This window comes from Burkholderia sp. BCC1988, assembly GCF_905339895.1.
Taxonomy (GTDB): domain Bacteria; phylum Pseudomonadota; class Gammaproteobacteria; order Burkholderiales; family Burkholderiaceae; genus Burkholderia.
The window spans coordinates 98,743-113,135 of record NZ_CAJPHA010000014.1 but is presented as its reverse complement, the minus strand read 5'-3'; the positions used below and the strand labels follow the sequence as shown (position 1 = coordinate 113,135).

Annotated in this window: 13 protein-coding genes and 1 pseudogene; 7 read left to right on the top strand and 7 right to left on the bottom strand. The window is 67.0% G+C overall.

Annotated features, from left to right (window positions below; translation table 11 throughout):
- Positions 1–83 precede the first annotated feature (83 nt).
- On the bottom strand, positions 84–1,337 hold the full coding sequence (locus U4012_RS20850; protein ID WP_257771683.1) for an aspartate kinase: 1,254 nt from the start codon (positions 1,335–1,337) through the stop codon (positions 84–86).
- Here U4012_RS20850 and U4012_RS35980 point away from each other — a divergent pair.
- A pseudogene (locus tag U4012_RS35980) lies at positions 1,320–1,557 on the top strand (hypothetical protein); the annotation flags it as partial. The gene U4012_RS20850 and the pseudogene U4012_RS35980 sit on opposite strands and share 18 nt — an antisense overlap.
- Before the next feature lie 122 nt (positions 1,558–1,679).
- Here U4012_RS35980 and tilS read toward each other — a convergent pair.
- The 4 genes from tilS to cysS form a co-directional block, all read right to left on the bottom strand.
- Positions 1,680–3,086: a tRNA lysidine(34) synthetase TilS gene (gene tilS / locus U4012_RS20845; protein ID WP_321801168.1), complete on the bottom strand. Its 1,407-nt coding sequence runs from the start codon at positions 3,084–3,086 to the stop codon at positions 1,680–1,682.
- Between the two features lie 43 nt (positions 3,087–3,129).
- A complete protein-coding gene (locus tag U4012_RS20840; RefSeq protein ID WP_006478433.1) occupies positions 3,130–4,101 on the bottom strand; it encodes an acetyl-CoA carboxylase carboxyltransferase subunit alpha in 972 nt (323 codons plus the stop codon).
- Between the two features lie 99 nt (positions 4,102–4,200).
- Entirely contained in the window at positions 4,201–5,070 is an 870-nt protein-coding gene (locus U4012_RS20835; RefSeq protein WP_321801165.1) for a DNA-3-methyladenine glycosylase, read from the bottom strand.
- 43 nt (positions 5,071–5,113) lie between these two features.
- Positions 5,114–6,511, bottom strand: coding sequence for a cysteine--tRNA ligase (gene cysS / locus U4012_RS20830; RefSeq protein ID WP_044847975.1), 1,398 nt, complete (start codon positions 6,509–6,511; stop codon positions 5,114–5,116).
- A gap of 234 nt (positions 6,512–6,745) precedes the next feature.
- On the opposite strand from cysS, the gene U4012_RS20825 reads away from it, so the two are divergent.
- The 4 genes from U4012_RS20825 (at position 6,746) to U4012_RS20810 (ending at position 9,490) form a co-directional block, all read left to right on the top strand.
- Positions 6,746–7,468 carry a tetratricopeptide repeat protein gene (locus U4012_RS20825; protein WP_321801163.1) on the top strand — a complete coding sequence of 241 codons (723 nt, stop codon included), beginning with the start codon at positions 6,746–6,748 and terminating at the stop codon, positions 7,466–7,468.
- Positions 7,469–7,507: 39 nt separating this feature from the next.
- Positions 7,508–8,083: a peptidylprolyl isomerase gene (locus U4012_RS20820; RefSeq protein WP_012364186.1), complete on the top strand. Its 576-nt coding sequence runs from the start codon at positions 7,508–7,510 to the stop codon at positions 8,081–8,083.
- A gap of 88 nt (positions 8,084–8,171) precedes the next feature.
- On the top strand, positions 8,172–8,663 hold the full coding sequence (locus U4012_RS20815) for a peptidylprolyl isomerase (protein ID WP_006483987.1): 492 nt from the start codon (positions 8,172–8,174) through the stop codon (positions 8,661–8,663).
- Between the two features lie 26 nt (positions 8,664–8,689).
- Entirely contained in the window at positions 8,690–9,490 is an 801-nt protein-coding gene (locus tag U4012_RS20810) for a UDP-2,3-diacylglucosamine diphosphatase (protein ID WP_321801159.1), read from the top strand.
- Positions 9,491–9,538: 48 nt separating this feature from the next.
- Here U4012_RS20810 and cysE read toward each other — a convergent pair whose 3' ends face one another.
- Both cysE and U4012_RS20800 read right to left on the bottom strand, forming a co-directional pair.
- Positions 9,539–10,312, bottom strand: a complete 774-nt coding sequence (gene cysE, locus U4012_RS20805; protein WP_321801157.1) for a serine O-acetyltransferase — start codon at positions 10,310–10,312, stop codon at positions 9,539–9,541.
- A 335-nt stretch (positions 10,313–10,647) separates the two neighbouring features.
- Positions 10,648–11,472 carry an RNA methyltransferase gene (locus U4012_RS20800; RefSeq protein WP_321801155.1) on the bottom strand — a complete coding sequence of 275 codons (825 nt, stop codon included), beginning with the start codon at positions 11,470–11,472 and terminating at the stop codon, positions 10,648–10,650.
- Between the two features lie 280 nt (positions 11,473–11,752).
- On the opposite strand from U4012_RS20800, the gene U4012_RS20795 reads away from it, so the two are divergent.
- Positions 11,753–12,556, top strand: coding sequence for an inositol monophosphatase family protein (locus U4012_RS20795; protein ID WP_044847980.1), 804 nt, complete (start codon positions 11,753–11,755; stop codon positions 12,554–12,556).
- 66 nt (positions 12,557–12,622) lie between these two features.
- Positions 12,623–14,245 (top strand): NAD(P)/FAD-dependent oxidoreductase, encoded by a 1,623-nt coding sequence (locus U4012_RS20790; protein WP_124522119.1) that lies wholly within the window; start codon positions 12,623–12,625, stop codon positions 14,243–14,245.
- Positions 14,246–14,393 lie beyond the last annotated feature (148 nt).

Sequence of the window (14,393 nt, the reverse complement as noted above, 5' to 3'; positions counted from 1 at the left end):
TGCGACGAGAACGAGATAATATAGGGTTTCGAACCGTGCGTCAATTTCCGTGATGCATTTTCTTCAATGCATCACGAAAAAATTCACGCGGGCTGGTCGAGTTCGAATGCCTTGTGCAGCGCGCGGACGGCCAGCTCCATGTATTTCTCGTCGATCAGCACCGAAATCTTGATTTCGGACGTCGAGATCATCTGGATGTTGATGCCTTCTTCCGACAGCGTGCGGAACATCTTGCTCGCGACGCCCACGTGCGAACGCATGCCCACGCCGACGACCGACACCTTCGACACCTTCGGGTCGCCCTGCACGCGCTCGGCGCTCACATGGCCCTGCACCTGGTTGGTGAGGATGTCCATCGCCTTCTGGTAGTCGCCGCGGCCGACCGTGAACGTGAAGTCCGTCTTCCCTTCGACGCTCTGGTTCTGGATGATCATGTCGACGTCGACGTTCGCGTCGGCGACCGGGCCGAGGATCTGATACGCGATGCCCGGCTTGTCGGGCACGCCCATCACCGCAATGCGTGCTTCGTCGCGCTGGAACGCGATGCCGGAAATGACTGCCTTTTCCATGGTCTCGTCTTCTTCAAAAGTAATCAGGGTGCCCGAGCGCATTTCTTCGTCGAGCGCAATCAGCGGATCGGTCAGGCTCGACAGCACGCGCGTCTTCACCTGGTATTTGCCGGCGAATTCGACCGAGCGGATCTGCAGGACCTTCGAGCCCAAGCTGGCCATTTCCAGCATTTCCTCGAACGTCACGCGATCGAGGCGTCGCGCCTCTTCGACCACGCGCGGGTCGGTCGTGTAGACGCCGTCGACGTCCGTATAGATCAGGCACTCTTCGGCATCCAGCGCGGCCGCGACCGCCACCGCCGACGTGTCCGAGCCGCCGCGGCCCAGCGTCGTGATGTGGCCGTCCGGATCGACGCCCTGGAAGCCCGTGATGATCACGACCTTGCCGGCGTTCAGATCGGCCTTCACGCGCTCGTCGTCGATCGAGTGGATGCGCGCCTTCGTGAACGCGCTGTCCGTCTTGATCGGCACTTGCCAGCCGGCATAGCTCACGGCCTCGACGCCGATTTCCTGCAGCGCGATCGACAGCAGGCCGACGCTGACCTGCTCGCCGGTCGACGCGATCATGTCGAGCTCGCGCGGGCTCGGCTGGCTCGAAATCTCTTTCGCGAGACCGAGCAGACGGTTGGTTTCGCCGGACATCGCGGACGGCACGACCACCAGCTGGTGCCCGGCCTGATGCCATTTTGCGACGCGTTTCGCGACGTTCTTGATGCGCTCGACCGAGCCCATCGAAGTGCCGCCGTATTTGTGTACGATGAGTGCCATTGTCGTTCTGAACTGAAGGAGAAGCCGCACGGGCGCGCTGGGCAGGCCGCGTTGCCGTTCGGTCACGCGGCTTGTGGCTGTGGACGGACGACGAGGGAGACGGCTGGGACGCAACACGCAAGCGTGACGGATTTTGCCCGGAAGGCCGATCAGGCCGCGCAAACCGGGTACGTCACGCGGGAAACCTGCACAAATCGCTCAAAAATCGAGCCGAGCAAACGTCCGAGCGTACCCGATAGAGGCCCGCTTGACAAGCCGCTCGCCGGTTGGGCAAGCGTTCCGGCGCTGTTTACCAAATGGTGAAAACCGGCGCGCGATCGCGCGGCGGCAAGCGTGTCGCCGCTATGCGATCAGCAGGTCGGGACGCCACTCGATCCGGCGCCACGCGCCGGCATCGGCCAGCCCGTCGCCGTGATTCACGCCGAGCCGCGGCACGTAGACGAGCCGGTCGCCCGCAAACAACAGCGGCACGTCGCGCTGCCAGGCCGGCACGCCGCGCTCCTGGAACAGGTTCTTCAGCGTGCGGCCCGGGCCGCCGGGCGACGTACGCAGCCGCTCGCCGCCCGCGCGGGCGCGCGCGGCGAGCGGCGCGCTGCGCAGCAGCGCCTCCGGCACCGCGCCGTCGCTGCCGGCCTCGGCCGGCGCGAACACGAACGTGCCGCGCCATGCCGGCACGCGCCAGACTTCCTGGCCGTCCCACGCGAACGAGGATTCGGGATGCGGCGTTCCGGTGCCGTCGTCGGCCGGCTCGGCGCTGTCGCCCGCCTCCCAGTACACGGTGTCGCGATAGAGCCGCAGGCACTGCCCCGCGTGATCGACCCGCAGCGCATGCGCGTCGTGCGCGGCGCGCAGCTGCCGCATCATGTTCGCCAGCCGCCCCGCCGACGCACCGGGCAGCCCGAGCCGGCGCATCCAGAAACGCAGCAGGTTCGCGCCGCGCGTATCGTCGAACGCGACCAGCGCATCGCGCGACAGCGCGCGGCCGTCGTCGCGCGCGGCGCCGGCGAAATCCAGTTCGGCGAGATCGTCGAGCAGCCGCTGCGCGGCGGCCGCATGCTGGGCCGCGCGGCCCAGCGCATCGCGAAAACCCGGGAAATGCACGGCGAGCGCCGGCAGCACGTCGATGCGCAGCGCATTGCGCGCGTAGCGAGTGTCGCCGTTCGATTCGTCGTCGATCCACGTCAGCGCGCGCTGCGCCGCATAGCGCTCCAGTTGCGCGCGCAACAATCGCAACAGCGGGCGCACGCGCTCGACGCTTGCGCCGTCAGGCCGATAACGCGGCGCCATCGCGGCCAGGCCTGCGATCCCCGCGCCGCGCAACAGCTGGAGCAGCACGGTCTCCGCCTGGTCGTCCGCATGCTGCGCGACCCAGAGCGCGGCCACGCCGTGGCGCTCGCACATCGCGTCGAGCGCCGCATAACGGCGCTCGCGCGCGCTCGCCTCGATGCCGAGGCCGCTGTCGCGCGGCACATCGACACGCTCCGACTCGAACGCGACACCGAGTTGCCCGGCCGTCGCCTGCGCATGCGCGACCCATGCGTCGGCGTTCGCGCTCAGGCCGTGGTGCACGTGCAGCGCGACGCAGCGCGCGGCGCCCGCCACGCGTACGGCCGCGTCGAGCAGCACCGTCGAGTCGAGGCCGCCGCTGTACGCGATCGCGATGCGCGCATCGGCCGGCAGATCGGCAAGCGCAACGCCGACCGCGTCGAGGACGACGCGGTCGGCGGAGAATTCGGTCGGGGGGATCACGAGCGAGACGCGCGCCGGACGGCGCGCGATGCGAACACGCCGGTCATGCGCCGGGCGTGGTTTCCTTGAACTTGCCGTAGGCCATCAGGCGCTCGAAGCGGCGCTCGCGCAGCGCATCGATGCTCATGCCCTGGAACTGGCGCAGCGAATCGGCGAGCGCACGACGCAGCAGCGCGGCCATGCCCTTCGGATCGCGGTGCGCGCCGCCGAGCGGCTCGTTGATGATCTTGTCGATCAGGCCGAGCGCCTTCAGGCGATGCGCGGTCAGGCCCAGCGCTTCCGCGGCCTCGGGCGCCTTCGCGGCGCTCTTCCACAGGATCGACGCGCAGCCTTCCGGCGAGATCACCGAGTAGGTCGAGAACTGCAGCATCATCACGGTGTCGGCCACGGCGATCGCGAGCGCACCGCCCGAACCGCCCTCGCCGATCACGGTCGTGATGATCGGCGTCTTCAGTTCGGCCATCACGTACAGGTTGCGGCCGATCGCCTCCGACTGGCCGCGCTCTTCCGCGCCGATGCCCGGGTATGCGCCCGGCGTGTCGACGAACGTGAAGATCGGCAGCCCGAATTTCTCGGCGAGACGCATCAGCCGTTCGGCCTTGCGATAGCCTTCCGGACGCGGCATCCCGAAGTTGCGCGCGGCGCGCTCCTTCGTGTCGCGGCCCTTCTGGTGGCCGATCACCATGCACGGATGGCCGCCGAAGCGCGCGAGGCCGCCGACGATCGACAGGTCGTCCGCGAACGCGCGGTCGCCATGCAGCTCGTGAAAATCGGTAAACAGTTCCGCAACGTAATCGAGCGTGTACGGACGCTGCGGATGCCGCGCGATCTGCGAGACCTGCCACGGCGACAGGTTCGCGTAGAGGTCCTTCGTCAGTTGCTGGCTTTTCTTCGACAGCCGCTCGATTTCTTCCGAAATATCGACAGCCGAGTCGTCCTGCACGAATCGCAGCTCTTCGATCTTGGCCTCGAGTTCGGCGATCGGCTGTTCGAAATCCAGAAACGTGGTCTTCATGTGTTCGAATCCTTGGGTCTTGCGGCAGCGCGTATTCTACCCGCGCGGGCGACGTGCAAAACCGGCTCTCAACTATTGATGTTTAAAACCCGATAGCCGTCAATCGGCGTCGGCGTCCGGTGCATCGAGGCTGCGCCACATGTACCAGGTCGCGACGGTACGCCACGGCTCCCAGTTGGCGGCCACTTCACGCGCCTCGCTGCGCGTGACGGGCTCCCCGCTGAAGTAATTGACGCTGATCGCGCGGATCAGGCCCGGATCGTCGAGCGGCAGCACGTCCGGCCGCGACAGGTTGAAGATCAGGAACATCTCGGCCGTCCAGCGACTGATGCCGCGGATCTGCGTGAGTTCCGCGATCACGTCCTCGTCGTCCATCGACGTCCATTTGTCGACGTGCAGCGCGCCCGACACGAAGTGTTGCGCGAGATCGAGAATATATTCCGTCTTGCGCTTCGACAGCCCGCACGCGATCAGCTTGTCCGCGCCGAGCCGGATGACCGGCTGCGGTGCGAGTTTCGGACACGCATCCTCGATGCGCGCCCACAGCGCCTGCGCGGACGGCACCGAGATCTGCTGGCCGACGACCGAACGCGCGAGCGTGACGAACGGGTCGCCGCGCTTCACGAGATGCGCGGGGCCGAACTTCGGAATCAGCTTCTTCAGGATGCGGTCGCGCTTGACGAGATCGGCGCTCGCTTTATCCCAGTACGCGGGACGCACGACGCCATCGGCGCCGTCGACTGCCGCATCGGCTGCCCGCATCTTGCGGGCCGCGTCGGCGGCCGCCATCGCGACCTCCGGCTGCGCCGCGTCCACGCCCTTCGCGCGCGCGGGCTTTGCATGACCGTTGAGCGCGCCGTTCGGCACGGCGCGCGTCGCGTCCGCCTTCGCCGCTGGCGCGCGCTTGGCTGCCGGACGCGCGGCGAGCGGAGTCGCACGCCTGACCGGCGCTTTTCTGGCCGTTGCCATCCTGCCTCCTACCTGACGGATCGGTCAGTGGAACGCATCGCGCTCATACGCGACGCCATTCGGTCGATCCGCCCGGTTTGTCTTCAAGTGCGATACCGGCGTCGAGCAGTTCCGCCCGAATCCGGTCCGCTTCGGCATAGTCCTTCGCTTGCTTCGCCGCGACACGCGCGGCGATCTTCGCTTCGATTTCGTCGGCTGCGAGCCCGCCCGCCTGCGCGGCACCGGTGCCCTGCTGCAGGAACGCGCGCGGTTCGCGGCCGAGCAGGCCCAGAAGGCCCGCCAGTTGTTTCAGTTGCCGCGCGAGCGATGCATCGCGCGTGCGATTGACTTCACCCGCCAGTTCGAACAGCGTCGCCACCGCGACCGGCGTGTTGATGTCGTCGTTCATCGCGGCCGCGAAACGCTGCGCGTGCGGCTCGTTCCAGTCGAGCGCGAGCGTGTCGGGCTCGACATCCTTCAGCGCCGTGTACAGGCGCGTGAGCGACGCGCGCGCGTCGTCGAGATGCACGTCGCTGTAGTTGAGCGGCGACCGGTAGTGCGTGCGCACGATGAAGAAGCGCATGACCTCGGCGTCGTACCGCTCGAGCACTTCGCGGATCGTGAAGAAGTTGCCGAGCGATTTCGACATCTTCTCGTTGTCGACCTGCACGAAACCGTTGTGCATCCAGTAGTTGACGAACGTCTGGCCGGTCGCGCCTTCGCTCTGCGCGATCTCGTTCTCGTGGTGCGGGAATTGCAGATCCTGCCCGCCGCCGTGGATGTCGAAATGCTCGCCGAGCAGCGTGCAGCCCATCGCCGAGCACTCGATGTGCCAGCCCGGCCGGCCCATCCCGTACTTCGATGCCCACGACGCACCGTCGGGCTCGTCCTCCTTCGCACGCTTCCACAGCACGAAGTCGAGCGGATCCTGCTTCGCATCGTTTGCGGCAACGCGTTCGCCCGCGCGCAGGTCGTCGAGCGACTTGCCCGACAGCTTCCCGTAGTTCGCGAACTTGCGCACCGAATAGTTGACGTCGCCGTCGCTCGCCTGGTACGCGTAGCCGTTCGCCTCGAGCTTCTCGATCATCCCGAGCATCTGCGGAATGAACTGCGTCGCGCGCGGCTCGATGTCCGGACGCTGGATGCCGAGCGCCGCCTCATCCTCGTGCATCGCGCCGATGAACCGGTCGGTCAGCGACTTGATCGTCTCGCCGTTCTCGACCGCGCGGCGGATGATCTTGTCCTCGATGTCGGTGATGTTGCGCACGTACGTGACCCGGTAGCCGATCGCACGCAGCCAGCGCTGGACGAGGTCGAACACGACCAGCATGCGCGCGTGGCCCACGTGACAATAGTCGTAGACGGTAATCCCGCATACGTACATCCGCACTTCGCCTGACTGGCGCGGCACGAAAACTTGCTTGTCACGCGCGAGCGTGTTGTAGATGCGCAGTGATTCCATAGAGATGAACCGTGAGCCGAAGGAAACCGCCCTGGCGAAGCTCGCCCAGCATGCGAAACGGACGGACCACCAGCTGCGGCTCGCCGCCGCGCGTCCTCGTTATCACATGGGGCGGTCAGGCTGCAAGCACAGCGGTGACGGCCACGAGAGGCAAAGAAAGACTGTCTGCCGCTCGCCGGAACGCGCAGACGTTTTGTTAGAATGGCTCGGAGTATAACATTCCGATTTACGCCTATGAAACCTCATCGCGGCCGCGCGCCGAGCGCTGCGACCCTCGTTGCGACCGCCGTCATGGGCGTCGCACTGACGCTGTTCGCGGCCCCCGCGGCGCATGCGCAGAAGGCCCCGGCCACCGCCGACGGCACGCCCGAAATCGACGCGTCGATCTCCGGCAAGCAATGGAAACAGGCGCTCGCGCAACTCGACGCGCGCATCGCGGCGAATCCGCACGACGTGCAGGCGCAGTTCAAGCGCGGCACCGTGCTCGCCCGCCTGAACCGCGACGACGACGCGATCCAGCAGTTCGTCGCGATCACGCAGGCCTATCCCGAACTGCCCGAACCGTACAACAACCTCGCGGCGCTCTACGCGAAGCACGGCCGCTACGACGAAGCGCGCAGCGCGCTCGTCACCGCGACGCAATCGAACCCGGGCTACTCGCTCGCTTACGAAAACCTCGGCGACCTCTATCTGCGCCTCGCGGCCGAATCGTACAAGCGCGCGCAATCGCTCGGCCGCACGAGCGGCGCGACCGCCCAGCGCCTCGCCGACCTGCAGAAGATCGTGTCGCCGCCGAAGCCGGCCGCCAACGCGCGCGCCGTCACGCCGGCCACGCGCGCGTACACCGATCGCGCCGCCGCAAACGTGAGCACCACTACGCTGCCGATGTCGCCGACGTTCCAGTTCAACGGTCCGTCCGGTGCGCTGGCAGCGCCGTACGTCGCGCCGTCGCAGTAAGCGGCGCAACCTTCCCTCCCTCCCAACCTGAGGATCGCAATGAAACGTCTGTTGCTGGCGCTTGGCGGCGCCGCCCTTCTCGCGACCGCGCCCGCGTTCGCGCAATCGGCCACCGCGCACCCCGTCGTGCAGCTGAAGACCTCCCAGGGCGACATCCGTGTCGAGCTCTACCCGGAGAAGGCGCCGAAGACGGTCGCCAACTTCCTCGACTACGTGAAGGCCGGCCAGTACAACGGCACGATCTTCCATCGCGTGATCAAGGGCTTCATGATCCAGGGCGGCGGCTACAAGACCAACTTCGAGGAGAAGCCGACCCGCGCGCCGATCCCGCTGGAAAGCCGCAATGGTCTGAAGAACCTGACGGGCACGATCGCGATGGCGCGTACCAGCGATCCGAACTCGGCCACCGCGCAGTTCTTCATCAACACGGTCGACAACAGCGGCCTCGACTACCCGAACCCGGACGGCAACGGCTATGCGGTGTTCGGCAAGGTCGTGTCGGGCCTCGACGTCGTGAAGAAGATCGAAGGCGTGGCGACGACCTCGCGCGGCCCGATGCAGGACGTGCCGGCCCAGCCGGTCCTGATCGAATCGGCCAGCATCGTTTCGAAATAAGCACCTGCCGGCACGTCCGGCGCCACACGCGGCCGCGTCGCACGACCGGCCGCGTGCCATTTAAACCGCCTCACCGAAGGAATTCATCATGGTTGAACTGCACACGAACCACGGCGTGATCAAGCTCGAGCTGGACGCCGCGAAGGCACCGAAGACGGTCGAGAACTTCCTCAACTACGTGAAGAAGGGCCACTATGACGGCACGGTGTTCCACCGCGTGATCAACGGCTTCATGATTCAAGGCGGCGGCTTCGAGCCGGGCCTGAAGCAGAAGCCGACCGACGCGCCGATCGACAACGAAGCGAACAACGGCCTGAAGAACGACAACTACACGATCGCGATGGCGCGCACGAACGATCCGCACTCGGCGACCGCCCAGTTCTTCATCAACGTGAACGACAACGATTTCCTGAACCACTCGTCGCCGACGCCGCAGGGCTGGGGTTACGCCGTGTTCGGCAAGGTTGTCGAAGGCCAGGACGTGGTCGACAAGATCAAGGGCGTCAAGACGGGCAACGCGGGCTTCCACCAGGACGTCCCGACCGACGACGTCGTGATCGAAAAGGCCGTGGTGGTCTGACCCACAGCCGTTACGGAGGCACTTCGATGTTGCAGGAGAGTCCGCCGCGAAGCGTCTCCGCGGGCGTGCCGGGCGAGCGCGAATACGCGCAAGCCGCACGCCCGTTCCTGTTTCTCTCCGATCTGCACCTGAGCGAGGCGATTCCGAAGACGGTCGCCGCGTTCGAGCATTTCGTGAAATACACGGCCGACAGCGCCGACTCGGTGTTCATCCTCGGCGACCTGTTCGAATACTGGATCGGCGACGACGTGCTCGACCACGATCCGTTCGCGGCACGCATGGCCGCGCTGATGCATACGTTCTCGGAGCGCGGGATCGCGCTCTACGTGATGCACGGCAACCGCGATTTCCTGCTCGGCCGGCGCTTCATGAAGGCGGCCGGCGCGATGCTGCTGCGCGACCCGGCGCTGATCACGTCGTTCGGCCAGCGCATCGTGCTCACCCACGGCGACGCGCAATGCACGGCCGATCGCGGCTATCAGATATTTCGGCGGTTTGCCCGCAATGGCGTCGCGCAGGCGCTGTTTCTCGCGTGGCCGTTCCGCTGGCGCCGCGCGCTCGCGCAACGGATGCGCTCGAACAGCGAAGCGGGCCGGATGCGCCCCGCTTCGCCGATCTACGATGTCACGCGTGAAGGTATCGCCGCGCTGTTCCGGAAGAGCCGTGCGAGCGTGATCATTCACGGCCACACGCATCGCCCCGCGCGCCACCTCGAACCAGGCGGGATTCGCTGGGTACTGCCCGACTGGGATCTCGACCACGGCATGCCGCGCGGCGGCTATCTGCGCGTGGACGCCGAAGGCATCCACGCGATGCCGCTCGACTGACGCGAGCGACACGACCGCAGCTGCCGGCGGCCGCCGGCATGCGCCGCGTTACGCCTGGCGCTCGACCGCCTTGCCTTCCAGCACCGCCGACAGCCTGCGCAGATCGAGACGCGCCGCGTCCGCGCCCTGCAGCGTTTCCAGATGCGTGCCGAGTTGCTCGAGCGCCGCGACGATCTCGTCGACGCGCCGGCTTTCCTTCGCCGCGTGGTCGATCAGGCCGTGAATCGCGAGCGACATCGGGTCGTCCGCGTTCGGCGTGATCCCGTACGCGCAGAACGCGGCGCGCTCGGGCTGCGGCTTCGGTTGCGCCGGCAGCACGATGCGCGCAGGATTACCGACCGCGGTACCGCCTGCCGGCACCGGCTTCACGACAACCGCGTTCGAACCGATCTTCGCGCCCGCGCCGACGGTGAAACCGCCGAGCACCTTCGCGCCCGCACCGACGATCACGCCGGCCTCGAGCGTCGGATGGCGCTTCGCGCCGCGCGTGAGCGACGTGCCGCCGAGCGTCACGCCCTGATAGATCGTGCAGTCGTCGCCGACGATCGCGGTTTCGCCGATCACGACACCCATCCCGTGATCGATGAACACGCGCCGGCCGATCGTCGCGCCCGGGTGGATCTCGATACCCGTCAGGAAGCGCCCGGCCTGCGACGCGAAGCGTGCGAGCCAGTAGCGCTTCGCGCGCCAGCACGCATGCGCGAAGCGATGCAGCACGAGCGCGTGCAGCCCCGGATAACAGGTCAGCACTTCCCAGGCACTGCGAGCGGCGGGATCCCGCTCGCGAATCGTCGCAACGTCTTCGCGCAGTCTGGTGAACATGATCGGGTCTGGGCTGGGGAAAAGGCCGGCACGCCCGCCGGCAACGGCCGGTCGTTATCGCGCCGGGTAATTTGCTTATGATGTTCGGCGATTGTAGGGCCACTCGCCCGCGGCCGCACAGCGTCGCGCGTTCACCCCGTCGGCGGCGCGGGTATTCGCGCGGGACGCCCGTCGTGGCCAGGTAACGCGGTTATGCGGTTATGCGGTTATGCGGTCATCCGGTGGCCGGGCACGGACCGGGCACCCCCGTCGCGGCGGCCGATGCGACACGCCGGCTGCAGGCGGAGCGCATCCGTCGAACGCATGAGCGCCCGGCCGCGGCGTACTTCGGCCGCTTACGCGTCGCCTTCGGGCGTGCCGGACTTCAGCAGGATGTGCTTCGCGATGCCGCGCAGGATGTTGACCTCCTCGCGCTCGAGGCCGGTGCGCGCGAACAGGCGCCGCAGCCGCGGCATCAGCTTCTTCGGGTTGCGCGGGTCGAGAAAATCGAGCGCGACCAGCGCGTTCTCGAGGTGCGCGTACATCCGCTCGATCTCGTCGCTCTGCGCGAGCGTGCCGACTTCGGCCTGCACGTCGCGCGACGCCTCGCTTCCCTGCTCCAGGAACGCGACACGCAGTTCATACGCGAGCACCTGCACGGCCTGCGCGAGGTTCAGCGAACTGTAGGCCGGATTCGCCGGGATATGCGCAAGCGCGCTGCACTGCTCGACGTGCTCGTTCGCGAGGCCCGTCCGTTCGTTGCCGAACACGAGCGCGATGTCGCCGGTGCCGACCTGCGTGTGCGCCTGTTCGGCGGCCGCGCGCGGCGCAAGGCGCGGCGGCCCGTATTCGCGCGTGCGCGCGGTCAGCGCGATCGACCAGTGGACGCCGGACAGCGCGTCGCCGAGCGTGGGCACGACGTGCGCGGACGCGAGGACGTCGTCCGCGCCGCTCGCCATCGCGATCGCCTCGGGGTCGCTCTGCACGTGCGGCACGCGCGGCGCGACCAGGACGAGCCTGGAGAAACCCATCGTCTTCAGCGCGCGGGCGGCCGCCCCGACATTGCCGGGATGGCTCGGCTCGACGAGCACGAAACGGGTGGAGGTGAAGCCGCCGGACGGCGGCGGGGACGAAGCCGTGCCCGATTCGGACGGCACGGCGGGGTTCTGCGGGGTTTCCACTACATACGACTCGGTTCGTCAGAATGGCAGTATGGTATCGCCATCGCCCCGGCAAACCCACTCGTCCGGACGGCCAGTGGGGTTTCCCCGCATCCCGGTCACCTGAAACTCCCGAAAATCGGGTAAAATCATGCGCTTACGCGCCGCACCCCGTGCGACGCGGGTCGTACCCTGCTCTTTGTCAATTCGCGTCTCATCTCGCCCGGCACGTTTTGCGCCGTTCCGGGCGGTGTGTTCCACTTCGTGGCGGCCCGTGCCGCCGGCTACAGGATCCAGGCTCATGCATCCCATGCTCAACATCGCTGTCAAGGCTGCGCGCCGCGCCGGACAGATCATCAACCGTGCGTCCCTCGACCTCGACCTGATCGAGATCCGCAAGAAGCAGCAGAACGACTTCGTCACCGAAGTGGACAAGGCCGCCGAAGAGGCGATCATCGAGACGCTGAAGACCGCCTACCCCGACCACGCGATCCTCGCGGAAGAATCGGGCGAATCGGAGAACGAATCCGAATTCAAGTGGATCATCGATCCGCTCGACGGCACGACCAACTTCATCCACGGCTTCCCTTACTACTGCGTGTCGATCGCGCTCGAGCACAAGGGCGTCGTCACGCAGGCCGTCGTCTACGATCCGAACAAGAACGACCTGTTCACGGCCACCCGCGGCCGCGGCGCGTACCTGAACGACCGCCGCATCCGCGTCGGCCGCCGCGACCGCCTGGCGGACGCGCTGGTCGGCACGGGCTTCCCGTTCCGCGAGAAGGACGGCCTCGACGCCTACGCGCGCCTGTTCACCGAAATGACCCAGGCCTGCACGGGGCTGCGCCGCCCGGGCGCGGCCGCACTCGATCTCGCGAACGTCGCGGCCGGCCGTCTCGACGCGTTCTTCGAGCAAGGTATCAACGTGTGGGACATGGCGGCGGGCAGCCTGCTGATCACCGAAGCTGGCGGCCTCGTCGGCAACTACACGGGCGACGCCGATTTCCTGCATCGTCATGAGATCGTCGCGGCGAATCCGAAGATCTACGCGCAGATGATCCCGATCCTGAACCGCTACAGCTACATGCATCCGGCAGCGGAGTAAATCCGCGCCGCGCCCGCGCCCGTCTCAACACCGCCACGACTTCGTGGCGACCGTATCCGAATATTCATGTTACGGCTAAGCGAACTTAAACTCCCGCTCGACCACCCCGAGAGCGCCCTCGAAGCCGCGATTCGCGCGCGCCTCGCGGAGCTTGGCGTGGCGGCAGACGGGCTCCTCCGTTACACGGTGTTCCGCCGTGCGCACGATGCGCGCAAGCGCTCCGACATCAAGCTCACGTACATCGTCGATGTCGAGGTCAAGGACGAAGCGGCCGTGCTTCCGCGACTCGCCGGCACGCCGCATTGCGGCGTGACGCCCGACATGGCGTACCACTTCGTCACGAAGGCGCCCGAGCACGGCAACTTCCTGCGCCCGGTCGTCATCGGCATGGGGCCGTGCGGCCTGTTTGCGGGGCTGATCCTCGCGCAGATGGGTTTCCGCCCCATCATCCTCGAACGCGGCAAGGCCGTGCGCGAGCGCACCAAGGACACCTTCGGCCTGTGGCGCAAGAGCGTCCTCAATCCCGAGTCCAACGTGCAGTTCGGCGAAGGCGGGGCCGGGACGTTTTCCGACGGCAAGCTGTACAGCCAGATCAAGGATCCCCATCACTACGGCCGCAAGGTGCTCGACGAATTCGTCAAGGCCGGCGCGCCGGAGGACATCCTCTATCTGAGCCGGCCGCACATCGGCACGTTCCGCCTCGTCAGCATGGTGGAAAAGATGCGCGCGACCATCCACGAACTGGGCGGTGAAGTGCGCTTCGAAACCCGGGTCGAGGACATCGAGATCGATCAGGGCAAGGTGCGTTCGCTCACGCTGTCGAACGGCGAAACGCTCCGGTGCGATCACGTGGTGCTGGCCGTGGGCCACAGCGCACGCGACACGTTCCAGATGCTGCACGATCGCGGGGTGTATGTCGAAGCGAAGCCGTTCTCGCTGGGTTTCCGGATCGAACATCCGCAGGGGCTGATCGATCGCAGCCGCTTCGGCAAGTTCGCGGGCCACAAGCAGCTCGGCGCGGCCGACTACAAGGTGGTTCATCACTGCAGCAACGGACGCGCGGTCTACAGCTTCTGCATGTGCCCCGGCGGCACAGTGGTCGCGGCGACCTCCGAGCCGGGCCGCGTGGTCACCAACGGCATGAGCCAGTATTCGCGCGCCGAGCGCAACGCGAATGCGGGCATCGTCGTCGGCATCACGCCGGAGGACTATCCGGGCGGGCCGCTCGCGGGCATCGCGTTCCAGCGCAAGTGGGAAGAACGCGCGTTCGAACTCGGCGGCGGCGATTACAGCGCGCCGGGCCAGCTGGTCGGCGATTTCATCGCAGGCCGGCCGTCGACGTCGCTCGGTTCCGTGGTGCCGTCGTACAAGCCGGGCGTGCGCCCGACCGACCTCAGCACCGCGCTGCCCGACTACGTGATCGAAGCCATTCGTGAAGCGCTGCCGCAGATCGACAAGAAGATCGCCGGCTTCGCGATGCACGACGCGGTGCTCACCGGCGTGGAAACGCGCACGTCGTCGCCGATCCGGATCCGGCGCAAGGACAATTACCAGAGCGTGAACGTCGAAGGGTTGTATCCGGCCGGCGAAGGCGCCGGGTATGCCGGCGGCATCTATTCGGCAGCCATCGACGGTATCGAGGTCGCGCAGGCGGTGGCCCTCGATCTGATGTCGGCGCACGCGTCCTGATCTTGCCCGTCGGGCCCGGCGCACGAAGGTCCGTGCGCCGGGTGATCCAGCAGTATCTGCACCCTGCCTGACAAGGCTCGCCACGCGAAGCTCCCCCCTCTTTGCGATGCACCGCGGCCATTAGTGGTCGATGTGCCGAACACGACCG

Excerpts from the sequence above, each read along its gene's own strand:
- U4012_RS20850 (WP_257771683.1), bottom strand. The coding sequence starts at position 1,337 with ATGGCACTCATCGTACACAAATACGGCGGCACTTCGATGGGCTCGGTC.
- U4012_RS20840 (WP_006478433.1), bottom strand. The coding sequence starts at position 4,101 with ATGAAGACCACGTTTCTGGATTTCGAACAGCCGATCGCCGAACTCGAG.
- U4012_RS20835 (WP_321801165.1), bottom strand. The coding sequence starts at position 5,070 with ATGGCAACGGCCAGAAAAGCGCCGGTCAGGCGTGCGACTCCGCTCGCC.
- cysS (WP_044847975.1), bottom strand. The coding sequence starts at position 6,511 with ATGGAATCACTGCGCATCTACAACACGCTCGCGCGTGACAAGCAAGTT.
- U4012_RS20825 (WP_321801163.1), top strand. The coding sequence starts at position 6,746 with ATGAAACCTCATCGCGGCCGCGCGCCGAGCGCTGCGACCCTCGTTGCG.
- U4012_RS20820 (WP_012364186.1), top strand. The coding sequence starts at position 7,508 with ATGAAACGTCTGTTGCTGGCGCTTGGCGGCGCCGCCCTTCTCGCGACC.
- U4012_RS20815 (WP_006483987.1), top strand. The coding sequence starts at position 8,172 with ATGGTTGAACTGCACACGAACCACGGCGTGATCAAGCTCGAGCTGGAC.
- U4012_RS20810 (WP_321801159.1), top strand. The coding sequence starts at position 8,690 with ATGTTGCAGGAGAGTCCGCCGCGAAGCGTCTCCGCGGGCGTGCCGGGC.
- cysE (WP_321801157.1), bottom strand. The coding sequence starts at position 10,312 with ATGTTCACCAGACTGCGCGAAGACGTTGCGACGATTCGCGAGCGGGAT.
- U4012_RS20795 (WP_044847980.1), top strand. The coding sequence starts at position 11,753 with ATGCATCCCATGCTCAACATCGCTGTCAAGGCTGCGCGCCGCGCCGGA.
- U4012_RS20790 (WP_124522119.1), top strand. The coding sequence starts at position 12,623 with ATGTTACGGCTAAGCGAACTTAAACTCCCGCTCGACCACCCCGAGAGC.